Below are 20,972 nucleotides of genomic sequence, written 5' to 3' on the forward strand. Positions count from 1 at the left end.
ACCAATGGCTACGACAGGGCAGATGAGCGCGGCGAGTGGCGCCCAGATCGCGGGTGCCAACAGCGAACGGCTCTTCGCGAAGATTATGAGGCTGTGTGCGGCCATGACCCTTGTCAACGTGGCGCTCCTCGCTCCGTGGTGGGTTTTGAGTGGAGGCTTCTCCCCTCCGTGGCTCGCACTGGAGGCGGTGGCGATCGTCGCCCTCTTTGCCAGCTTTCCACCCAGGCCTTGGGTCCGATACGTCGCACTGGCGGTTTCGGTGACGATCATGGCGGCCACAATCGTTGGCTTCGGCGAGGCAGCACTCCGGTTGAGCCTGGGCCGTTCCCTGAATCTCTATATTGATATCTGGCTGCTGAGCTCAGTCCGGCATCTTCTCTGGGGCTCGCTAGGGCCCTTGCTCGCGGTGGCGGTCATGGTGCTGGTGTCCCTGGGGCTACTCGTGGTCACAGCGGCCGTAGCCTGGCTGCTGACGTCCCTTCGCATCGACCACCGCGTCCTGTCCGGCCGATTGAGTGCTCTCGGGCTGATCACATTTCTGGCCCTAGGTACCATCGCGGAACGCTCCCCGATGCTTGGGCCCGTTTTGGACGTGCCCACTTTTCGACTCGTGCGGGTGCAGGCGTCCAGCCTAGCGGATATCGCAAATCAGAAGGAATGGTTTGCGGAGGCATTGGCCAAATTCCCGGAGAGCTATGCGAATCAGCCCGGACTCATGTCCGGTCTGGAAGGCCGCGATGTGGTCATCGGCTTCCTTGAGTCGTATGGCGTCGTCGCCCTTTATGACGAGCGATACTCGCCGGTCCTCGGGCCGCGCCTGGACGATCTGGAAGCCCGCGTTGAAGCTGCAGGGCTGCACCTGGCATCTGGAAAACTGGTCGCACCCAGCCAGGGCGGTCAGTCGTGGTTCGCCCACGGTTCCGTCTTGAGTGGGATCTGGCTGGATAATCAGATCCGCTACGATATGATGCTCTCCGGGGGCCGAGAGACGCTGATCGATGACTTTCAGCGTGCCGGATATCGGACGGTAGCGGTGATGCCCGCGATCACCGCAGCCTGGCCAGAAGGCGGTCGATTCGGCTACGACGAGATATTTACCCGCGACCAGATCGACTATGCAGGGCCGGCTTTGAATTGGGTCACGATGCCGGACCAGTTCACATGGTCCTTCCTTGAGAACACCGTCCGAGCCTCGAGTGATCAGCCTTTGTTCGTGGAGCTCGGGCTCATCAGCAGTCATGCGCCCTGGACTCCCATTCTTCCCGTCCTCGACGACTGGGAAGGAATCGGTGATGGATCACGCTTTCAGGAGTTCAGCCAGATCGGAGAACGTCCGGAGGAGCTATGGCGGGACACGGACCGCGTCCGTGAGCACTATGCGCTTTCCGTCGACTACGCAGTTCATACGATGGCCGCGTATGCAGAGCGCTACGTCGACGACCGGACACTCCTGATCGTGCTGGGCGACCACCAACCGGCACCGCTCATCACGGGGGACGGCGCGAGTTGGGAAGTACCCGTTCACGTCATCAGCGGTGACCGCTCTCTCGTAGACCCGTTCCTTGAGTGGGGCTTCGTCGAGGGCGCCTGGCCGGATACAGATCCTGGGCGGGAGACTCTGGGTGTAGACTACTTTCGTGATTGGTTCATCCGTGCCTACAGCGGTTCATGAGCCAGTCGTTGGCAGCGCGTGGGTCTGAGTGGTGCGGTCTCGCCCGCTCCTTCTTCGTGTACTGGCGGCCCGGTCGCCAACCCGGGCTGCGGCGTCTGTATCGTCAATTCGTGAGCAAGGGCGACGTCGTCTTTGATGTGGGAGCACATCTGGGCGACCGATCCGTGGCGTTCGCATCGCTCGGTGCCACCGTGATCGCTCTGGAGCCCCAACCTCAGGTTGCTCGATGGTTAAAGCACCTCGTCCGTCGAAACGAATGTATCCTAGTGAGAACAGAAGCAGTGGGAGCATCGGCCGGGACGGCACGACTCGCGATCAGCCGTAGGGCGCCAACCGTCTCATCGCTGTCTGCGCCGTGGCGCGACGCCATGAGGGAATCTCACCCTGGCTTCAGTGGCGTCCGGTGGGAGGATTCGGTTGACGTCCCTGTCGTGACCCTTGATGACCTCATCGAGACGTACGGTCTCCCTAGCTTCTGTAAGATCGACGTAGAGGGCTTCGAGGCCGAGGTTCTCACCGGCTTGAGTCTCGCGCTGCCAGCTCTCTCCGTTGAGTTCGTCGCGGGGCAACTCCCTGTAGCAGAGGCCTGCGTTCGTCGCGTTTGCGAGCTTGGGAGCTATCGTTTCAATGTGATCCTCGGTGAGGGACGCCATTTCTCATTCGACCCATGGGAGAACGAGGAGACGATCATCGCATGGTTGAGAGATGGCGCCGATGGCGCGTCGTCCGGCGACCTTTACGCACAGTTGCAGTTGGACCACCGAGAACCACTAGATGACTGATCGAAACGTGCGCTATTGGCACACCATGACCGCGAGCGAAGCGGCAGAGATTCACGAGCAAGATCCGGTCGTAGTCCTGCCACTGGCTGCGATCGAGCAGCACGGACCCCACCTTCCGCTGTCCACAGATCTGGACATCGGGCTCGGCTTGATCGCACGCGCGTTCGAACACCTGCCTGCCGACGAGCACGCCTTTGTCCTTCCACCTCTCGCGGTCGGGACGAGCCATGAGCATACGTCTTTCCCGGGTACGCTGAGTCTTCCGCCGGATCAGCTCGTCGACTTCATTCGCAGCCTCGGTGAGAGCCTCGCAGGAGCCGGTGTTAGGAGGCTGGTGCTGGCGAACAGCCATGGCGGCAATCGATTCGCGATGGACGCGGCAGGCCTAGCTCTCAGGGGCGAGCATGGGATGCTCGTGGTCAAGGCGAGCTATTTCCGATTCGCACGACCGGACGGCACCGACCTTCCGGACACAGAGTGGCGACACGGCCTGCACGGGGGGGCCGTCGAGACTGCGATGATGCTCGACCTACGGCCCGACCTTGTTCGGACCGCCCAGATCGCGCGATTCCCGTCTCTAGGAGAGGAACTCGAAGGCACCCTCAAGCGTCTCAGACCAGAAGGCGAGGCATCGTTCTCCTGGTTGGCGGGCGACCTCAATCGGCACGGAGTGACAGGCGATGCTACGCTCGGATCCGCCGCGCTTGGGGAGCGGCTGGTAGCACACTACGGGAAAGCCCTCGCGGAAGTCATTCTCGACACCAAGACTTTTCCCATGGACAGGTTTGGTGAGGCAGACGGCCCCTCGTGAGCGAGGCCTTCGACGAGGCAGCGGCCTGGGCCTACGTGCTGGAGGCGAGGAGACGCGCGCCAGATGAAGTTGAGCATCCGACTGCCTCGGAAGGCGGGACAGACGAGGCTCTGGACATACTGGAGATCTACCTTCCCCTGCTGACACAACCCGATCTGGTCCTGGGCCAACTCGGTCAAAGCCTGGATGGCAGAATCGCAACGGAAAGCGGAGCGTCGCACTTCGTAACAGGCCCCCAGGATCTCAAGCGCCTCCATCGGCTCCGGGCACTGGTCGACGCCGTTGTGGTGGGAGCCAACACGGTGGACGAGGATAACCCTCAGTTGACCGTCAGGCGCGTCGAAGGAGACAATCCGGTGCGTGTCGTGTTGGATCCGAACCGTCGCCTCAACCCGAGCAGGGGCGTCTTCAACGACAACGGTGCCCGTACGATCGTGGTGCACCAAGGCCTGACACACACGGTGACGGATGACGAAATCGTCGTGCCCGCAGGAGTCGACGCCGGGCTGGATCTCACGGTGTTACTCGCAGCGCTTCGCGCTCAGGGGCTTCGGCGACTCCTCGTCGAGGGCGGCGGCGTGACGGTGTCACGCTTCCTGGCGGCCGGCTTGCTCGACCGCTTGCACATCACCGTCGCCCCTATGTTGATCGGCTCCGGACGACCATCACTCACCCTCAGTCCGATCGCGAACCTGGACAAGGCTCTTCGCCCGGCGTTCCGGCATTTCCGGCTTGGGTCGGACGTCCTGTTCGACCTCGACCTTCGAACAGAGCCTGAATAAGAACGGCCGCACCGGGTAGGCTCGAGAGCAGCACAAGCAGTCCGTACGCGACCGAGATCGACACTCCGTCCTCCGGGCTCAACCCTGAGGCTCCCCAAAGTGCAGCCGCCGCACCCTCTCGGAGTCCCCAGCCCGCGACAGAGATCGGCACAAGCATCGTCATCAGCACGGGGGGGACGAGGGGCAGGAAACGAAGGAGCTCCGTCTCTACCCCGACCGCACGAGCAGCGACCAGATAAAGACCCACGTACGAGGCTACCGTGAGCAGAGCGGTTCCGACCTGAATCGGTAGCGCCTCCGGCGCGAGGACAGCCCTGTGCGTGTCCGCCCAGATGCGGCCCACGAACGGCCTCGGCTCGGCCCTTCTGATCATTGTGACGACAACCACAGCGGCTATACCGACCGTCCCCAGGACGGCCATCACTCTACCCAGCGCAGGCCCGAGCGGCAGCATCAGCACCGCCCCGGCCGCAAAAATCGTCATGATCACCTGCCCAGACATCCGCTCCAACACAACGGCCCGTACGGAAGGCCCGGTGGGTGCTTCGGTGCGAGCGTGTCGCCAGGCTCGAGATACATCTCCAGTAACCCCTCCCGGGAGGAGCTGGTTGAGAAAGATGCCGAGATAGTACTCCCGTACGGCGATACCCATCGGCAGGTCGATGTCCAGCCTTGCCGCCGTGAACCGCCACCGCCATCCGAGCATGACCACCTGGAGGACGGAGAGGCCCAGTCCAAGGGCCACCCACCCAAGGCTGAATCCTGAAAGGCGTTCGACGACCGCATCAAGGTCGAGCGTTCGTGCCACCACCGCGAGCACACTCGCGCTTACACCGAACCGAGCTAGCAGCCAGGGCCACTTTGGTTGAGAGGGAGAGCTCAACGTCGACCTGTAGGCGCCCCCGCCGGCAACACCAGCACGTCGACATGTCCGACCGTAAGCTGAAGCGTGGGACTCTGAAGATCCGCGGCTCGCAGCTCGCTCCAGGCACGAATCGCGTCGCTCTGGTCAGGTCGCTCATCGAGCGCGGCGTCGCGCCAGCCTTCGAGCAGCGCCCGTGCGAGAACCTTGTCACCGTGGGTGAGACGCCACGGCGAGGCAGACGTGAAGGTCTTGTACCCACGACGACAAAACGCCTCCAAGGTGTAGGTACCTGCGGTGGGGCCCAGCGCTCGACCCATGCCCTTGTCTCGCCGTTGGTGTGTGTTGATGGCAGTGAGAATCTGTTCATCGAAAGCGTCGACGTCCGGGCCCCAGGTGACCCTCCCGTCGTAGGTGAGCGCGAAAAGAGCCGCACATCTGGCTGAGGCACAGGCCTCGGCCAACGCGTCGACACTCTCTTCCGATGCCAGGTCTAGCAGCGCTGATGCAGTTACCAGATCGGCGCTCTGCACCTCGGTGATCCCCTCGTTCATGAGGTCACCTGCCACGGCGGTAACACGGACGCCACCGGAGGCTTTGGCCGGTTCAGCCATCGCCCGCTCAAGCAATGCCTGATCGTGGTCCAGCAGAGTCCAATCCTGTGGACCCGGCAGCCGACCGGACAGATATCGAAAATTCGACCCGGTCCCGCTCCCCAGATCCAGAACCTTCGTCGCCCCTCGCGCGGCCCACCAGAGGGAGAGTCGTTCGGCAAGGTCACTCGGTCGGGACCGATGGTCGACAGGCTCACGAAGCGTCAACCATCCCGCGTCAAAAGTCTCCACGCTCATCGCGTAAGCCCATCCACGGCCAAGGCGAATGCAGTTGCGGAATCTTCCCAGGACGGGAGAGTCGCTGCGTGGCTTCGGGCCGCAGCCGCCATGCTCTCGCGGCGAGTGGACAGACCACCGAGCAGAGAGCGCAGGGCTGCTGCGAACGCAGGCGCATCACCCGGACTGACTAGGATTCCTGCCTCGGCAGGCACGGTGAACGGAATGGCTCCGCCGGTCGTGCTCACGACAGGCAGGCCGCGTGCCAAGGCCTCGGTGAATGCCATTCCGTAGCCTTCATAACGGGAGGGCAGGACAAACATCGAGCTCGTATCGTAGAGTCTGCTGAGTACCTCTTCATCGACCTCGCCCAAGAAACAGATCCGATTGGCCAGACCCGCTGCCGTGACCTGATCCCGCACCGCACGTGTGTGCTCCAGGTCACGGTCCAGGCTACCCGCACACACACAGGTCCAGTCCAAGTCGCGCACGAAATCAAGCGCGGCAACGAGGGTGTCATGTCCCTTCCTTTGCGTCAGCGTTCCGACGCAGATCAGTTGAGGCGGAGCACCCTCGCCGGGACCGGTGGCCCACGCGGCAGGCGCCGTCCCAGGAGGCACAGCTCGGATTCGACGTTCAGGCACACCGTATCCCGCGAGTCGATGGGCCGTAAATGGGCTCGTGACAACGACCCCCGCACAGTGTTTCAGTGCCTCTCGCTCCGAGTCCCTGAACTTCTCTTCGTCGCTCGGCGAGAGGCCCGTTTCGTCCGCCAACGGATGGTGGACAAGCGACACGATTCTCAGGCGCTCACCGTGGTCGCGAATCGGGTCCGGCAAGCCGCCCATCGCGAGTCCATCGATCACCACCCGGGAGCCGTCCGGCAAAGCCGCAAGCGATTTCTCCATCGACACCCGTGCCCGAGCATCGGCGCGGGGGAACGCGCCCTCCAGGCTGATGACGTCGACGGTCCAACCGAGCCGCCGAAGACCCTCGACCATGTGGGCGTCATACAGATATCCCCCCGTCCGCTGATCGAGTGGGCCGGGAACAATCAAGTGCAGGCGAGGGCTCACAGAGCCCCTTCGTAACTTCCCCACGCCACGTGTGACTCATTAAGCTTCACACAGATCGACGTGACCCCCGTTGCACCCTCGCCAAGATCCCCGGCCCTCGCCGAGGCGGCGAGTCGTTCGAAGATCACTCGGGCCAGAAACTCTGTCGTGGTGTTCTTCCCTGCGAAATCCGGGTCATCGTCGAGATTACGGTAGTTCAACGCGCCCAGAACCTCCCGCAATTTGTCACCGGCGAGTGCGATGTCCACCACCAGACCGTCCGCGTCCAATTCAGCGCGCCGAAAGGTCGCATCAACGACATAGGTCGCACCGTGCAACTTCTGAGCCGGACCGAATGCCTCTCCAGTGAAGCTGTGGGCAATCATGAAATGTTCTCGGACGTTCAGGCTATACATTTTCAGGCTCTCTACGGTTGAGACGGGTATCGAATGAGATGGCACAACGCCCCGCCAGTGGCACGGCTCAGCCTGTCCATCACCTCAGGAAGGTCCTCGAAGTCGTTTTCGTCGGGAATGAGCGCGTCGAGGCGCGCATCCTCGAGCAACGACAACGCAACGGACATCCGCCGGGCGTGACTCCATCGTGGGGTCCGGTGTGAAGGGATCGCCCCGACCTGACTGCTTTTTAGTGTCAGTCGGCGAGAGTGGAACGCCTCACCGAGCGGCAAAGATACGGCCTTAGTCCCGTACCAACTGACTTCGAGAATCATTGCCTCTTTTCCCGCCGCCGTGAGGGCGGTGCGTAGGCCCGCCGGCTGGCCGCTGGCATGGAAGACCAAGTCCGCGTCGTCCGCCTCAGAGACCTGGTCTGCGAACGGTACGCCTAAGGTCGCCGCGACGGCAGCCCTGGTCGGATCGACGTCGACCAGGAGCACCTCGGCACCGGGGAGCGAATTGCACAGCCACGCCACCAACAGCCCAACGACCCCGGCTCCGATGACGACGATCCGATCTCCGGGCCCCGCCTGAGAGTCCCAAACCGCATTAAGTGCCGTCTCGACGTTCGCGGCCAGCACGGCCCGGGAAGGCGGAATCGCACTTGGTAAAGGCGTTACCGACTCGGCGGGCACGCAGTAGAGGTCCTGATGCGGATAGAGACAGAATACTGTCTGTCCCACAAGCGACGCAGGTCCCTCGAGGACTTCTCCAACGCTGGAGTAGCCATATTTGAGAGGGCCTGAGAAGTCGCCCTCCTGGAAGGGTGCACGCATCACTTCATGCTGCGAGTCCGGCACCTCACCCCGATAGACGAGTGTCTCCGTGCCGCGGCTGATCCCGGAGTAGAGCGTGCGGACCAAGACCTCTCCCTCTTGCCTGAGAGGGAGGTTCGCCGCCACGATCTCGCCGTGCCTGGGTGACTGAACCCAAAACTGTCGGGCTCGCTCGGTATTCAATTCACTCTACTCCAGGGTTTCAGGTCAGCTATGACGTCAGCTAGGTCCGGTCCCGCCTCGATACAATCCAGATCGCGTCTTGGCGCTGCGCGCGATCTGGCGTTCGGAGTGCCGGTGGTGCTGGGAATGACTGCGGCAACGTGGTGGCTCCTCGGGTTGGCGGCCAGTTTCGTATGGGTCGCCGGAGGCCTGTACCTCAGCATGTCCCTCTTGATCCTTTCACAGGTCCGAGAGGAACTGCCGGGCCCCGGCTTGGGACCAGCGAACCGGGTAACCGTCGGCCGAGCGGTCCTCGCAATTCCGGTGCTCGCACTTTCATTGTTCCCTGGCCCACTCACCCCGATTGGCGCCTGGTGGGTCATCGTTGTGTCCACTGTAGTCCTGATTCTCGATGGAGTGGACGGCCGGGTCGCCCGGCGCACGGGCAGTGAATCTGCTTTCGGGGCACGGTTCGACATGGAGTTGGACGCCGCGCTTATCATGGCCCTCTCCCTACTCGTATGGAGCAGCGGCCGTGCGGGAGCATGGGTGCTGCTGATTGGACTGATCCGCTACCTCTTCGTCATGGCGAGTTGGGTGGTGCCGTCCCTGTCTCGTGAGATGCCGAAGAGTCGTCGAAGACAGACGGTGTGTGTCGTGCAGGGCATCGCGCTACTGGTCGCTCTCGGTCCGCTCATTCCAGTGCCGATCGCCCTGCTTGTAGTCGCGGTCAGTCTAGGGTTGCTGCTCTACTCATTCGCTGTCGACGTCCGGTGGCTCCTGACCAACTAGCCGTCGGATTACACAGACTATCATCGGTTCGTCCCCCATGGGGGTATATTACGATTAAATCGTGCGGCTCCGTTCGGGAGGGCGCGACTCAATCGCTAAGGAGGAACAATGGCGCGACGCACCAACTACGGTTTCGAGAAGAAGCAGCGCGAGCTCAAGAAACAGCAAAAGAAGAAGGAAAAAGCCGAACGACGGGCAGCTGAAGAGGCCGCCAATTCGGCCCCCGAGGGCGGCGAAGGAACTGAGACTACGGACGACACACCGTCCGAGTCGGAACCATCTGATAACGGCTAAGCTGGGACCCGACCTCGACCCAGAGCTGGGTGCGCGCATCGATGCGCTGTGCGAGGAGGGTCGTGAATTCTGGCACCGGTTTGACCTGGAGGTTCGTCAGGATGATTTCCATCCGTTCGTGGCCGCGGACTACGACGCGGTGCTGGCAGCACTCATGCCACTCCGGAAGCCAGGTCAGCGGTTCCTGGAATGGGGCTCGGCCGCGGGTATCATCACGATCATGGCCGACTTGCTCGGTTTCGACGCTTGTGGAATCGAACTCGATTCAACTCTCGTCGATGTAGGGCGAGAACTTGCCGTACGATTTGACTCGAACGCGCGGTTCGCTGCCGGGAGCTTCATTCCGATGGGATGGAAGTGGGGGCGCTCCGACGGCGATGGTCGCCACGGGACGATCGGCGGAGGCCCCTCCGGCTACCTGGATCTCCGGCGGTCACTGGACGAATTCGACGTCGTATACGGATTTCCCTGGATGGGTGAGGAGCAGATGCTGCTCGACCTCATGAACTCCCACGGGCGCCGTGACGCGCACCTAGTGCTCCATACTGCCCAGGACGGAACCAAGACGTACCAGGGTGGAAAGGTCGTGTAGGAAGCGGCTGAGACAGCCGCAGTCCGGTCTCATTCTGGAGGCCGGACCCGGATGACATGATTCAAGAGTCTAGGGCTATTGCCCGGGCGCGATGCCGATCCAGTTAGTCGCCAGTACCCCGTCGATCTCCAAGGATCTGCTGCGCAGCGAGTTTGCCGGGCCCACCCGTGACGCACCCACCCGGATGGGTACCGGACCCGCACTGGTAGTAACCCTCAATGGGTGTCCGATACTGATTCCAACCGGGTGCAGGTCGATTGAGAAAGAGTTGGGACTCAAATAGCTCCCCTGCGAATATATTGCCTTCCGAAAGCCCGATGAGTTTCTCGATGTCGAGCGGCGTCACGATTTCACGATGCAGAATCAGCTTGCCGAACCCAGGAAAGAACTCTTCGACCGTGGCCTGCACGGTATCACCGAGGTTCTCCCGTTCCGACTCCCAGTCGCTATTCGCGAGATGGTACGGCGCGTACATGACGAAGCACGACATGATGTGCTTTCCGGCGGGGGTCATGTCCGGGTCGATGGTCGACTGCACACAGCAGTCCAGGAACGGCCGCCTACTGAAGCGGCCTGCCTCGCAATCCGCGAACGCTTCCTCGAGGTAGTCGATGGAGGGGCCGAGGTTGGTGAAACCCATGAAGATGTCTTCCCGACCTTCGAGTCCCGGAAAGGAGGGCACATCCGAGAGCGCGAAGTTCACCTTCGCCGCGGTTCCCTGAAACTTGTAGTCAGCGATATAGCCAGCGAGATCCTCCGGAAGATCGTTCGGGTCCATCAACCGCGTGAACGTCTGGCGTGGGTCGAGTGCGCTCACGACAATGTCGGCATCGACGACGGAGCCGTCCTCCAATTCGACACCCGTCGCGAGCCCATCGTGATACAGGACACGCTGCGCTCCGGCGTTCGTACGGACGGTGCCGCCAAGCGCTTCCACAGCTCTTGAGAGCACCTGAGTGAAACCGCCGTTTCCACCCTTGTGGAAGCCCCATTGTCCAGGGACGCCGTCATAATCGCCCATCTTGTGAAACAACCAAACGAGGCCGGACGCCTTGCTCCGCGGACCGCACCTGCTCCCGATGATCCCGCTCGACGCGTAGAGCGACTTCACCAGATCGCTTTCAAAGTACTCGTCGAGAATCTCGGCCGCGCTGCAGGCAAGGAACTTCTCCAGCAGTTCTCGCACCTCAGGGTCAAGACTCCCCATGTAGTCTTGGAGCTCTTCGAGCGCGGCGACCTCAGCCGGATCTGCGCTAAGCGCATTCGGCGGGATCCGGTCCATCCATGGCTTAAGCGCGCGCACTAGGCGACTGATCAGGTGGTCCAGATCGCGGGCCGCTTCCGCGTCTTCGATAGAGTGACGGGCGATCTCGTGGTAGTTCGCGTCGTCGTCGGCACCGAGAAAGATGTAGTCGCCATCGAGGTCAGGCTGAAACGTGTTCACCATCGGCAACACCATCAGTCCGTGCTTCACGAGGTCAAGATCCTGGACGATATCCGGTCGCAACAGGCTGATCGCGTACGAGAAAGTCGTGAACTTGAAGCCAGGAACCAGTTCCTCTGTGATCGCTGCCCCACCCACGAGGTGCCGGCGCTCCAGAAGCAACGTCTTCAGTCCAGCCTTGGCGAGATAGCCGGCATTAACCAGCCCGTTGTGTCCCGCACCCACAACGATCGCGTCGTACTTCTCGGCCGCGGGCATCAGGTCGACTCCCCCGCCATCGGCTCGGACATCAGAGCAGTCTTTCGAGGCGGATTGAAGAATGGCATGCGCTCAACCCGTGCGAGCACATTTTCGGGACGGCGGATGACCGTGACCTCCAGATCTACTTCCGAGCCAGGCTTCGCTAAATCGAGGGGCAACTTGGCAATCGCGAGAGGCGTTCGGAGCAGAGACGAAGAGAAGAAACTGCTCGCATAACCGGCATAATCCCATTCTTTCTCGCCGCGTCGGTATATGCTCATCGTGGATTCCGCATAAATCTCGTGCCGTGGCGGCACGACTCCGGCGGTGTTGTACACCCGCTCATAGTCATTCCAGTCGACTGCCAAGCCCACGGTCGTCCACCGACTGGTTCGCTGCTCAATCTCGGCTTCGATCGCAGCCCTTCCAATGAAGTCACGACCGTCTTCGCCGAGCTTCCGGAACATCCAATTCCACCCGAGCTCCTTCGGCGTCTCGCGCTGAGCGTCCACCCAGGCAAACCGCGAGGTGTGGAAATCAGCGCCCATGAGCAGCAGCCCTGCCTCCACACGAGCCATCTTGAGGGCGGTCGTCCCGATCGGCGTGAGGTTGTGGCCCCTCCCGGCCGCCACGAGTGCGTCCCAGACCGTGAGGGCGTCACCTGCGCGGATCCATAACTCGTAACCTAGGTCCCCCGTGTATCCGGTCCGAGAGATCGTCACCGGACATCCCGCCACATCCGCCGACGTCACAGCGAAGTATTTCAACGGGGTCACGGCGTCGGTCAGTTGTGAGAGCACCTGGTGCGCGTGAGGACCCTGTAGCGCGAGAATCCCGTAATCGTGGGTGATATCGTCGATCTGGACGTCTGTGCATGCGAGGTCGCGCGCGACAGTCCTGAAGTAGCGTAACGTCGGTTCCGCAGCTGTCAGCAAGTACTCGCCCGGGGCCACCTGCATGACCACGCCGTCCTGAAGCACGAATCCACGTGAGTCACACCAACAGGTGTATTGGGCACGTCCCTCGCCACAGCCGGCAATGTCGCGTGCCATGGCTCGCTCGAGGACCTTCTTCGCATCCGATCCCGCGAAGCGGTACTTGAAGAGTGGCGACGTATCGAGCAGCGAGACCGAGTTTCGAATCGCGTAGTACTCCGCATTCAGTGAGTACTGGTACTGCGGCGCGATTCGGTAACCCGACCAGTGCTTCCAAAGGCCGGTCTGGTTCAGGGACTCAACACGAGGTTGAAACGGGGTTGTGCGGGGCATGTCGGGCTCGTGGATGCCGTGCGATCGCGCGTGACCGGGCCAACATGCACGGAAAGCGGGATCGCCTCAACCTGTGGGATACAGGGGGGCCGGGCAGAGACGGCGGCGTGAGGAAGTAGTCGCCGTCGAATCCGATGGCCAAGGAGTCAAGGGTAACCTGGAAGGGCACGACAGACGCCCCGTCACCGGAACGCAGTTCCGCCAAGGAAGACGTCCGCAGCCAGCTCGGAACGTTGCCGGCCAGGACCTCCGCGCTCGTCACGCGGGAGCGTGCTACCGGATCCTCCCCCCAGACGGCGCTCAGACAGAGCGAAAACCTGGGCCTTCCGCCGAAGGAGTGAACGCACAGCAGCATGTCAGTCAGAAGCCCGCAATCGACCTCAGGCGCATCGGCGCCTTCACCTCAATTGAAGAGCGACTTCGCCAGCATCCCGTGCACGCCCTTCGTCTGATCCACCACCTGAGTCACCCGAAGATCCAGCGCTACCGAGCAAAGGACGTACGCATCCTCTCGGGACATCCCCTTTTCCTCGACGAGCCAGGAGACCATTTCGCGTGTGGCCAGTTCAGCTGCTACGTCGAGGTCGGGGTCGAGGCCCATGGAGATGTAGTGTGTCGCTGTCTCAGCACGCGGCCACGTCAGCGAAAGGTCCTTTCGCAGGGTTATCTCGATCGTTCCGTAGAGCGAGGTCTCGATGGCGGTCCCGCTCACCTCGCCATCGCCCTGAGCTGCGTGACCATCACCGATCGACAGGAGTCCACCCTCGACATGCACGGGGAGGTAAAGCGTCGAGCCCTCGACGAGCTCCTTGTTGTCGAGATTCCCGGCGTGCCGTCCAGGTGCGGTGCTGTTGAGCCGCCCCACGCTGGCAGGAGGTGCCACTCCGATCGATCCGAAGAAAGGCCGGGTCGGGATCGTCACGCCGCTGACCCCGGTCATCGTCGCGGTGCCCGCAATCGTGTCGATCTCGAAGGCCCGGACCCCCGTCTCGGTGAAATCAGTAATAGCACCTCCCCCGGGCCGCCACGCGCTCACGCCGTACGAAGCAAGGAAGCCGATAGCGACCAATCGTACTTCAAGGACGTCACCGGGCTCGGCCCCTTCGACGAAGATCGGACCGTTCAGCGGATGTGACCCTACCCTCTCGGTCTCTTCGGCCTCGACCGCGAGCATCTCGGCCGAAAACCGCTCCTCGGCAATCCCGGCATCTCTCAACCGTCCGAGACCGCGAGCCAGAAGGTTGTCGAACGACACCCGATCTCCCGACCGGATCCGAAGCACCGGCTCCAGAGTGGAGTCGTAGTAACCCCAGTGGATCTTCGAAGCCTCGAGGGGGAGACTGTGGCTCTCCTGCCCCAGGACGGTCGTCGCCGGCATCAGCAACAGAAACGCCGAGCTCGCGAGTACACTTCTTGTCCGCATCGTCATCCTACTCCTCGGGTTCGGAATCCCAGATCTCACGGAGATATTCGAAGGTATAGATCCCCGTCGAGTGACCATCACTCCAGACGCATTGAATCGCGTAGCGGCCAACGTAGTGAATCGCCGTGGGATATACGTGGTCGTCCACCATCCGAGGCGTCAATGTGCGCACCCCGGTCATTTCGTTGACGCAGCCAGCACACGGACATAGAAGCCTGAGGTACCGTGGCACGTATTCGGAAACCACACCGTCCTTCCACTCGATGCGGAGCTTGGACTCGTCGGCACTTGGGCCGATCTCGGCAGGTTCGAAACGGAGGTCACGGGCCATCAGGACGCCTCCGTCACTGCACAACGCGCTGTGAACACTTCGGCCAGAGCTCGAAACGCGTTTCCACGATGGCTACGACTGTCCTTCTCGGCCGGAGACATCTCTGCGAACGTCTTACCCATTTCCGGGTCGAGCACATAGGGATCGTATCCGAAGCCACCTGAACCGCGAGGCTTCTCGACGATGACACCGGGGGCTTCGCCGCGGATCACAAGCGGAGCACGTTCGTGTTCCAGGAGCACGGCCACGCATACGTAGCGGGCCGTCCGCTGGGACAATGGAACTCCCTGCAGGCTCGCCATGAGATGTCGATTGTTGGCTTCGTCGAGCGGCACCCCATCCAGCGATGATGCATCCTCGCCACCGTCCTCAGCGAATCTCTTCGTGCGAACCCCGGGGCGTCCATCGAGTGCATCAACCTCGATACCTGAATCGTCCGCTACGGTGGAGAGCCCGGACCGCATAGCGAAGTGCCGAGCCTTCGACAGCGCGTTCTCCTCGAACGTGGCAAATGGCTCCAATTCATCTTCCTCTGGTTCGTAGTCGAGCCCAACATCTTTCAGGTTAACGACTTCGAGGTCCGGCACGGACGACAAAATACGGCGAATTTCAGGCATCTTTCCCGAGCTTCGAGTCGCGACCAGCAGCTTCATCACGCGTTCGTAGCCGTCATTCGCCGCGCAATGCGGTGGCCTGGACTGCCAGCAGTGTCTCGATGCCGGCCATGCCCAGGTCGATCATTCGGTCTAGGTCACCCCTCGGGAAGGGATCACCTTCGGCGGTGCCTTGCACCTCGACCAGTCCGCCTCCTTCCGTCGCCACGATGTTCATGTCCACCTGAGCAGACGAATCCTCTGGGTAATCGAGATCGAGGCAGGCCTGTCCGTCCACGATACCGACGCTGACAGCGGCCACTCGCTCTCTCATCGGGCTCCGCTCCACCATGCCCTCGTTCAGCATCCACCGCGTGGCGAGCGCGAGGGAGACGCATGCACCGGTGATCGATGCGGTCCGTGTCCCTCCATCGGCTTGGAGGACATCGCAGTCGACCGTGACCGTGTACTGCCCCATGGCAGGCATGTCGGTTACGGACCGCAACGATCGGCCGATCAATCGCTGAATTTCCTGTGTCCTCCCTTTGGGGCCATTTCGTTCACGCCCCGAACGCGTATGCGTAGCTCGGGGCAGCATCGCGTACTCTGCGGTAACCCAACCTGCCCCGCTCCGCTCCCGCCACCGGGGCACACCTTCCACAACGCTGGCCGTGCATAGAACACGCGTATTGCCGGTGGCTATGATGCATGAGCCCTCGGCATAGGGAGACACCCCAGTCTCGATCGTGATGGGCCGTCCCTGGTCGGCACGGCGGCCGTCGTGTCGCTCACTCATTAGCTCTCTCGAATTCGGCGTATCAGGTCAGTCGTGGAGAATCCGTCCACGAACGGAATCAGTGTCACGGTCCCGCCAGAGGCCTCGACGGGCTCCCGGCCGACCACTTGCTCCAGGTCATAGTCCCCACCCTTCACGAGCACGTCGGGCAGCGTCGCCTCGATGAGCGCCACAGGCGTGTCCTCGTCGAAAAGACAGACCGCGTCCACACATTCGAGCGCCGCGAGGACGAGCGCGCGATTCTCTTCTGAGTTGAGTGGGCGACCGACCCCCTTATCTAGCCGTCGTGCCGAAGCGTCCGTGTTCAATCCCACGATCAGAGCGTCACCGAGTGCGCGGGAAGACTCCAGGTACGCGACGTGTCCACGATGCAAGATGTCGAAGACCCCATTTGTAAAGACCAACCTCGAGTTCCGAGGCCTGCCATAGAGACGGACCGCTTCGGCTCTGCTCAGCGCCTTGCTCGCGGCCGACGGCACGATCAATTCGATACTGGCGCGACCACGAGGCCGTACCCGCGGGAATTGAGCTCTCGCGCCGCCTGGAGTCCGAGCCCCTCGGGTTCGTCGAGCGGCCCGGTGAGGTCAGATCTCACGAGGCGCGTGCCGTCGGCGCTGGCGGCGGCCGCCCACAGGCGGATCCAGCGGCCCGACGGCTGCGCAAGGCAGCCGATCGTCGCATCCGTTGGAGTTTCGAGGGCGTCAAGCAGAGCAAGTTCAGTCCGTATCGCCGTCCGCGTCGGGAGGTGATCCAGTGCAGTAGCCTCCGCAATCGGGTGTCGCGCGACGAGCGCCACCGCGCCCTGTCCGGGCGCCGGGAGCCACGACTTCGGCTCCAGGGCCTCGACCGTCGACTCTACCAGACCGGCCATCCGAGCTTCGATCGCACTAATGACCAACGCGTCTGGACAGTCCTCCATCGAGCCGGCGAGGACTGTATCCATCTCCCCTCGCGTCAGAGTGACTCCGGTAACGTCAGGACGATGAGCGGCGAGGAAGGCCCTACGCCTCTCTCCCATCACTCCAACCCTGACCCCCGCGGAAAGGGACATCAGCGGGGTGGGGTCTCCGGCCACTGTTACCAGCACGTCTCGGACTTCTTCTCTGGGCAATACAGCCACGGTCGTGAGTCCATCGGCGGCACTGCCGCGAAGCGCGTGTATGCCCACGAGTGCCAGATCGATCGACGACTCTCGGAGCGCGGTGAGGAGATCCCGCGTCGCCCCGTCCGAGTTCATGTCCTCCACCCCGACGACGTCGACGTCCACACCGGCACTCACAAGCAACTCGAGCACTTGGGGTGCGCGGGCGGCTACATCGAAATGGGTCGCGAGTCGAGCAGTCACCGGGTCACCTGTGAAAATCGCTGGGTCGCCCTACAGGAGCCGACCCGATGGGATCATTCGTCAGAGGTAGAACAGGAGATAGGCCGCAAGCAGGAGTGCGACCCACATCACCATGCTACCGGACGGCCACGACCGGGCCAATGGCCCCATCTCTCCGTGAGCCCGAGCGAGCGCTCCCAGCGCCGACCGCACCACTTCCATAACGGAGGCACGCACATAGGCATCAACGCTCAGAACCGCGCCTCCGACCGTTCGCACGATCCACGGACCGAGCTTGCGATACAGCACCTCTGCGTCAACGTGGACGGCCCTCAATTCACTCGGATAGATCCGACTCTTCACCAAGGTGATGAAGCCGAGGGCACCGAAGCAGAGCAGCTGAAGCTGGGTGAGCACGTGGCGCGTGTCATACGGATGGTAGTCCATCTCGAATGGAAGCAGCGTGTAGAACTGGCCGGGGAACACCCCGATCAATACGCAAAGCACCGCACCGATAGACATCGCGAACAGCATGTTCCGCGGCGGCTCCTTGGTGCGGATCCCCGAGTCGTGCGCAAAGAACGCGAAGAAGGGAATCTTGATACCCGCATGCTCAAGTACGCCGGCCGACGCGAACAGCATGAAGAGCCACACGAGGTAGTGATGCTCTTCGAGCGCCGCGACCATGATCATCGACTTGGTCACAAAAGCGCTGAATAGCGGGAAGGCGGAAATCGCCATCGCGCCGACAATGCACAACGTCGCCGTGATCGGCATCGTCTTGTAAAGCCCGCCGAGATCGGTGCCCTTCGAGCGACCCGTCATCGTAAGGACAGCGCCCATCGACATGAAGAGCAGCCCCTTGAAGATGACGTCGGCGAACGCGTGGGCGACCGCTCCGTTCACGGCGAGGCCCGTCCCGATCCCGATACCAGCCACCATGAATCCGATCTGGTTGATCATCGAGTAGCCCAGTACTCGGCGTAGATCGTTCTCGAGGACGGCAAAGAAAATCGGGAAGAACGTCATGGCCGTCCCGACGTAAATCAGCACATCCGCACCTGCGAATCCTCGAGCGATCGCATAGACCGCAACCTTCGTCGTGAAGGCGCTGAGGAATACGGTCCCCGTCGGCGTGCTCTGCGGGTACGCCTCCGTGATCCAATTATGGGCCAGCGGGAAGCCTGCCTTGATACCGAAGGACAGCAGGAGTAGCCAGCCCGCGGCTCCCGTCCCGTCGAGGCCGATGTGGTCAAAGGCGATCGACCCGGTCTGGTGCGCCAGCATGAGCGCTCCTGACAGCAGCATCACGCCCGACACCACGTGGATGATCAGGTACCGGAAGCCGGTCTCGTACGACCGTTTGTCATCTCGGGCCCAGATCAGGAAGGCCGACGTGATGGCCAACAGCTCCCAGAACACGAACAGGGTGATGAAGTCCCCTGCGAAGACGGCTCCCAGAGCACTACCTGCGTAGAGCATGGCAGCGACGTGCTGCAGTCCCGCCGTCTTGTTTCCAACGATGTCATGCTCCCCGACATCCGACGCCACGGAACCATCGGGCGTCCCGTCCCCGAGGTGGAGCGCATACATGAAGCCAAGGAAGGCCGCGATATGGAACAGATAGCCGAACAGGAGACTCAGCTTGTCTGCCCGATACGGCGTCAGTGTGTACCCGAGCAGATCGAGCTGAAGGAAGACCTGTGCTGTCGTGTCCCCTATGGCACCGGTGACAATCCCGACGTCTGCCCCGGCCGTCATCCAGAGATTGATACCGCCAAGCATCGGGACGGCTAGAACGATGGCCTTTCGGACAGAGCCCTTGGTGAACGCAACAGCGATGGCGCCCAAGAAGAAGAGCGCGAAGGGAGGCATGCTACTCAGCATGGCTGGATCCTCCCTCATGTCCATCGTCGCCCTGGTAGGCCCCGCCGCCCTCGTAGTAGTCCTCGGAACGGATCAGGAGCTTTCGCATTGGCCGGGCCAGCAACACCAGGAACCAAAATGACGCGAAGCCATAGACCGGATACACGAAGAAACGCATGGCCTCTTCAAGGGGATGCGGATGATGATTCTCCGTCCCCATCAGAACAAACTCTGCTAGGAAAAGCAGCACGCAAAGCACATAGAAGATCTGGAAGAGCAGCTTCACGAAGTCGGGCTTGTCCATCCACCCGATCGGCTCTTTCACCTCGTGGTGACCATCGTGACTCACGATCCACCTCCCGCGACAACCATGCTCATGAGTTCGTGGAAGAGACCCGGCCAGAAAAAGAGAACGACCGTAGCCGTGGCCGTTACGCACATGGCGATAAGCGACGGAAGCGGTGCTTCCTTGATGCCCTCGTTGTGATGTGCGTCTTCGAGCGGCGGGAAGAAGAACGCCTTCACCGGCACCTCGAGCAGGTAGTAGAGGCCTAGCAGTGAGCTAAGCATGAGAACGCACAGGAGGCCGACCTGGCCAGCTTCAAGCGTGCCCATCCCCAGGAACCATTTGCTCCACGAGCCGCCAGCCGGCGGTAGACCGATGATGCTCAGCGAACCCACGAAGAATGCTCCGAAGGTGATCGGCATCGTCCGACCGAGTCCATGCATACGGCTGATCTTCTTTTCGTGCGCCGCGACCATGATGGCGCCAGCAGCGAAGAAGAGCGTGATCTTCCCGAATGCATGCATGGCGATGTGCATACCGCCACCGATGATGCCCCATTCGTTCGCGAGCATCGCGCCGAGCACGATGTAAGACAGTTGGCTGATCGTTGAATAGGCCAGCCGCGCCTTAAGGTTGTCCTGCTTGATGGCGACGAGGGAGCCGAGGATGATCGTCATCGCGGCGGCCCAGGCGAGCCAGTCCGCCGTGGCAAGAGTGCTGAGCAAATCGAGGCCAAAGACGTAGACCGAAATCTTGAGCACCGTGAAGACACCGGCCTTCACCACCGCAACAGCGTGCAGCAGGGCTGAGACAGGTGTCGGCGCGACCATAGCCGCCGGCAGCCAGCGGTGGAACGGCATCAGCGCCGCTTTTCCGACCCCGTATACGTAGAGCACCAGAATCGTACCGAGGACTCCGGTCGAAGCGGTGCCGGCAAGAATACCGCCATCCACGAAATCGAGTCGACCCGCCAGCACCCAGGTCCAGATGATCGCGACCAGCTGCAAACCAACGGACGTCGTGAGCAGAATACCGAGGTAGATCCGCCCGGACTTCTTCGCCTCCTCGCTCTGGTGGTGCGTGACCAGCGGCACCGTGCAGAACGTCAGGAACTCATAGAAGACGAACAGCGTGAAGAGGTTCGCACTGAAGGCAACGCCCATCGCACCGGCGATGGCGATCGCGAAGAAGAAAAAGAACCGAGTCTGGTTCTCTTCGTGGTGCCCTCGCATATAGCCGATGGCATAAAGAGACGTGATCGGCCACAGGAAGCCCGCAACGAGTGCGAAGACCATACCGAGCGGCTCAACCTCGAACGCCAGCCAGACGTCAGGAACTACCTCGAGCATATCGAAGCGAGGGCGCTCACCGGCTCGGACGAGCTTGAGCAGAGCGAGCACGTGGAAAAACGTCACGCCACCGGTGACCAGCGTGGCCGCCTCCCTGGCATTGGGGCGGTTCCTCAGAAGCAGCACACCACACGCGCCGATGACGGGCAGCACGACGGTGAAGAGTACAATCATGCCCGGATCCCCA

General features: G+C 62.0%; 23 protein-coding genes. 7 read left to right on the forward strand and 16 right to left on the reverse strand.

The window, feature by feature from the left end:
- Window positions 1–22: 22 nt before the first annotated feature.
- The 4 genes from OSA81_02910 to OSA81_02925 are packed head-to-tail and all read left to right on the forward strand — an operon-like array spanning window position 23 to window position 4,047.
- Window positions 23–1,672 carry a sulfatase-like hydrolase/transferase gene (locus tag OSA81_02910; GenBank protein MDE0897944.1) on the forward strand — a complete coding sequence of 550 codons (1,650 nt, stop codon included), beginning with the start codon at window positions 23–25 and terminating at the stop codon, window positions 1,670–1,672.
- Complete coding sequence (locus OSA81_02915; GenBank protein ID MDE0897945.1) at window positions 1,669–2,454, forward strand: FkbM family methyltransferase; 786 nt, start codon at window positions 1,669–1,671, stop codon at window positions 2,452–2,454. The genes OSA81_02910 and OSA81_02915 overlap by 4 nt, the downstream gene beginning before the upstream one ends.
- Window positions 2,447–3,265 (forward strand): creatininase family protein, encoded by an 819-nt coding sequence (locus OSA81_02920; GenBank protein MDE0897946.1) that lies wholly within the window; start codon window positions 2,447–2,449, stop codon window positions 3,263–3,265. Before OSA81_02915 ends, OSA81_02920 begins: the two co-directional genes overlap by 8 nt.
- Window positions 3,262–4,047, forward strand: coding sequence for a RibD family protein (locus OSA81_02925; protein ID MDE0897947.1), 786 nt, complete (start codon window positions 3,262–3,264; stop codon window positions 4,045–4,047). The genes OSA81_02920 and OSA81_02925 overlap by 4 nt, the downstream gene beginning before the upstream one ends.
- On the opposite strand, the gene OSA81_02930 is transcribed toward OSA81_02925, so the two are convergent.
- Genes OSA81_02930 through OSA81_02950 form a run of 5 tightly spaced genes read right to left on the reverse strand, consistent with a single transcriptional unit; the run spans window position 3,941 to window position 8,208 of the window.
- Complete coding sequence (locus OSA81_02930) at window positions 3,941–4,930, reverse strand: lysylphosphatidylglycerol synthase transmembrane domain-containing protein (GenBank protein MDE0897948.1); 990 nt, start codon at window positions 4,928–4,930, stop codon at window positions 3,941–3,943. The two genes, OSA81_02925 and OSA81_02930, sit on opposite strands and share 107 nt — an antisense overlap.
- Entirely contained in the window at window positions 4,927–5,760 is an 834-nt protein-coding gene (locus tag OSA81_02935) for a class I SAM-dependent methyltransferase (protein ID MDE0897949.1), read from the reverse strand. Before OSA81_02935 ends, OSA81_02930 begins: the two co-directional genes overlap by 4 nt.
- A complete protein-coding gene (locus tag OSA81_02940; GenBank protein ID MDE0897950.1) occupies window positions 5,757–6,815 on the reverse strand; it encodes a glycosyltransferase family 4 protein in 1,059 nt (352 codons plus the stop codon). The genes OSA81_02935 and OSA81_02940 overlap by 4 nt, the downstream gene beginning before the upstream one ends.
- Window positions 6,812–7,210, reverse strand: a complete 399-nt coding sequence (locus tag OSA81_02945) for a 6-carboxytetrahydropterin synthase (GenBank protein ID MDE0897951.1) — start codon at window positions 7,208–7,210, stop codon at window positions 6,812–6,814. Before OSA81_02945 ends, OSA81_02940 begins: the two co-directional genes overlap by 4 nt.
- An 11-nt stretch (window positions 7,211–7,221) precedes the next feature.
- Window positions 7,222–8,208 carry a zinc-binding alcohol dehydrogenase gene (locus OSA81_02950; protein MDE0897952.1) on the reverse strand — a complete coding sequence of 329 codons (987 nt, stop codon included), beginning with the start codon at window positions 8,206–8,208 and terminating at the stop codon, window positions 7,222–7,224.
- A 126-nt stretch (window positions 8,209–8,334) separates the two neighbouring features.
- Between OSA81_02950 and OSA81_02955 the strand changes: the two genes are divergently transcribed.
- The 3 genes from OSA81_02955 (at window position 8,335) to OSA81_02965 (ending at window position 9,865) form a co-directional block, all read left to right on the forward strand.
- Entirely contained in the window at window positions 8,335–8,979 is a 645-nt protein-coding gene (locus tag OSA81_02955) for a CDP-alcohol phosphatidyltransferase family protein (protein MDE0897953.1), read from the forward strand.
- A gap of 108 nt (window positions 8,980–9,087) precedes the next feature.
- Window positions 9,088–9,273, forward strand: coding sequence for a hypothetical protein (locus OSA81_02960; GenBank protein ID MDE0897954.1), 186 nt, complete (start codon window positions 9,088–9,090; stop codon window positions 9,271–9,273).
- A 118-nt stretch (window positions 9,274–9,391) separates the two neighbouring features.
- Complete coding sequence (locus OSA81_02965; protein ID MDE0897955.1) at window positions 9,392–9,865, forward strand: hypothetical protein; 474 nt, start codon at window positions 9,392–9,394, stop codon at window positions 9,863–9,865.
- Window positions 9,866–9,968: 103 nt separating this feature from the next.
- Here the strand turns inward: OSA81_02965 and OSA81_02970 are convergent, their stop codons facing one another.
- The 11 genes from OSA81_02970 to OSA81_03020 form a co-directional block, all read right to left on the reverse strand.
- A complete protein-coding gene (locus OSA81_02970; GenBank protein ID MDE0897956.1) occupies window positions 9,969–11,567 on the reverse strand; it encodes an NAD(P)/FAD-dependent oxidoreductase in 1,599 nt (532 codons plus the stop codon).
- The gene (locus tag OSA81_02975; protein ID MDE0897957.1) at window positions 11,567–12,817 is read right to left on the reverse strand and encodes an aminomethyltransferase family protein; all 1,251 of its coding nucleotides are present in this window, start codon (window positions 12,815–12,817) and stop codon (window positions 11,567–11,569) included. The genes OSA81_02970 and OSA81_02975 overlap by 1 nt, the downstream gene beginning before the upstream one ends.
- A gap of 403 nt (window positions 12,818–13,220) precedes the next feature.
- Window positions 13,221–14,246, reverse strand: a complete 1,026-nt coding sequence (locus tag OSA81_02980; protein ID MDE0897958.1) for an acetamidase/formamidase family protein — start codon at window positions 14,244–14,246, stop codon at window positions 13,221–13,223.
- A gap of 1 nt (window position 14,247) precedes the next feature.
- Window positions 14,248–14,571, reverse strand: coding sequence for a DUF971 domain-containing protein (locus OSA81_02985; protein ID MDE0897959.1), 324 nt, complete (start codon window positions 14,569–14,571; stop codon window positions 14,248–14,250).
- Entirely contained in the window at window positions 14,571–15,224 is a 654-nt protein-coding gene (locus OSA81_02990; GenBank protein MDE0897960.1) for a non-canonical purine NTP pyrophosphatase, read from the reverse strand. The genes OSA81_02985 and OSA81_02990 overlap by 1 nt, the downstream gene beginning before the upstream one ends.
- 16 nt (window positions 15,225–15,240) lie before the next feature.
- On the reverse strand, window positions 15,241–15,960 hold the full coding sequence (rph, locus tag OSA81_02995) for a ribonuclease PH (protein MDE0897961.1): 720 nt from the start codon (window positions 15,958–15,960) through the stop codon (window positions 15,241–15,243).
- Window positions 15,960–16,439, reverse strand: coding sequence for a D-glycero-beta-D-manno-heptose 1-phosphate adenylyltransferase (gene rfaE2, locus OSA81_03000; protein ID MDE0897962.1), 480 nt, complete (start codon window positions 16,437–16,439; stop codon window positions 15,960–15,962). The genes rph and rfaE2 overlap by 1 nt, the downstream gene beginning before the upstream one ends.
- A gap of 2 nt (window positions 16,440–16,441) precedes the next feature.
- Complete coding sequence (locus OSA81_03005) at window positions 16,442–17,305, reverse strand: hypothetical protein (GenBank protein MDE0897963.1); 864 nt, start codon at window positions 17,303–17,305, stop codon at window positions 16,442–16,444.
- A gap of 60 nt (window positions 17,306–17,365) precedes the next feature.
- On the reverse strand, window positions 17,366–19,171 hold the full coding sequence (locus OSA81_03010) for a Na(+)/H(+) antiporter subunit D (GenBank protein MDE0897964.1): 1,806 nt from the start codon (window positions 19,169–19,171) through the stop codon (window positions 17,366–17,368).
- Window positions 19,161–19,499: a hypothetical protein gene (locus OSA81_03015; protein ID MDE0897965.1), complete on the reverse strand. Its 339-nt coding sequence runs from the start codon at window positions 19,497–19,499 to the stop codon at window positions 19,161–19,163. Before OSA81_03015 ends, OSA81_03010 begins: the two co-directional genes overlap by 11 nt.
- Complete coding sequence (locus tag OSA81_03020; GenBank protein ID MDE0897966.1) at window positions 19,496–20,959, reverse strand: proton-conducting transporter membrane subunit; 1,464 nt, start codon at window positions 20,957–20,959, stop codon at window positions 19,496–19,498. The genes OSA81_03015 and OSA81_03020 overlap by 4 nt, the downstream gene beginning before the upstream one ends.
- Window positions 20,960–20,972 lie beyond the last annotated feature (13 nt).

Source organism: Longimicrobiales bacterium (genome assembly GCA_028823235.1).
Classification (GTDB): Bacteria; Gemmatimonadota; Gemmatimonadetes; order Longimicrobiales; family Gaopeijiaceae; genus UBA2589.

Excerpts from the sequence above, each read along its gene's own strand:
- OSA81_02960 (MDE0897954.1), top strand. The coding sequence starts at position 9,088 with ATGGCGCGACGCACCAACTACGGTTTCGAGAAGAAGCAGCGCGAGCTC.
- OSA81_02970 (MDE0897956.1), bottom strand. The coding sequence starts at position 11,567 with ATGCCCGCGGCCGAGAAGTACGACGCGATCGTTGTGGGTGCGGGACAC.
- OSA81_02935 (MDE0897949.1), bottom strand. The coding sequence starts at position 5,760 with ATGAGCGTGGAGACTTTTGACGCGGGATGGTTGACGCTTCGTGAGCCT.
- OSA81_02980 (MDE0897958.1), bottom strand. The coding sequence starts at position 14,246 with ATGACGATGCGGACAAGAAGTGTACTCGCGAGCTCGGCGTTTCTGTTG.
- OSA81_02910 (MDE0897944.1), top strand. The coding sequence starts at position 23 with ATGAGCGCGGCGAGTGGCGCCCAGATCGCGGGTGCCAACAGCGAACGG.
- rph (MDE0897961.1), bottom strand. The coding sequence starts at position 15,960 with ATGAGTGAGCGACACGACGGCCGCCGTGCCGACCAGGGACGGCCCATC.
- OSA81_03010 (MDE0897964.1), bottom strand. The coding sequence starts at position 19,171 with ATGCTGAGTAGCATGCCTCCCTTCGCGCTCTTCTTCTTGGGCGCCATC.
- OSA81_02985 (MDE0897959.1), bottom strand. The coding sequence starts at position 14,571 with ATGGCCCGTGACCTCCGTTTCGAACCTGCCGAGATCGGCCCAAGTGCC.
- OSA81_02975 (MDE0897957.1), bottom strand. The coding sequence starts at position 12,817 with ATGCCCCGCACAACCCCGTTTCAACCTCGTGTTGAGTCCCTGAACCAG.
- OSA81_02955 (MDE0897953.1), top strand. The coding sequence starts at position 8,335 with ATGACTGCGGCAACGTGGTGGCTCCTCGGGTTGGCGGCCAGTTTCGTA.
- OSA81_02945 (MDE0897951.1), bottom strand. The coding sequence starts at position 7,210 with ATGTATAGCCTGAACGTCCGAGAACATTTCATGATTGCCCACAGCTTC.
- OSA81_02990 (MDE0897960.1), bottom strand. The coding sequence starts at position 15,224 with ATGAAGCTGCTGGTCGCGACTCGAAGCTCGGGAAAGATGCCTGAAATT.
- OSA81_03020 (MDE0897966.1), bottom strand. The coding sequence starts at position 20,959 with ATGATTGTACTCTTCACCGTCGTGCTGCCCGTCATCGGCGCGTGTGGT.
- OSA81_02915 (MDE0897945.1), top strand. The coding sequence starts at position 1,669 with ATGAGCCAGTCGTTGGCAGCGCGTGGGTCTGAGTGGTGCGGTCTCGCC.
- OSA81_02920 (MDE0897946.1), top strand. The coding sequence starts at position 2,447 with ATGACTGATCGAAACGTGCGCTATTGGCACACCATGACCGCGAGCGAA.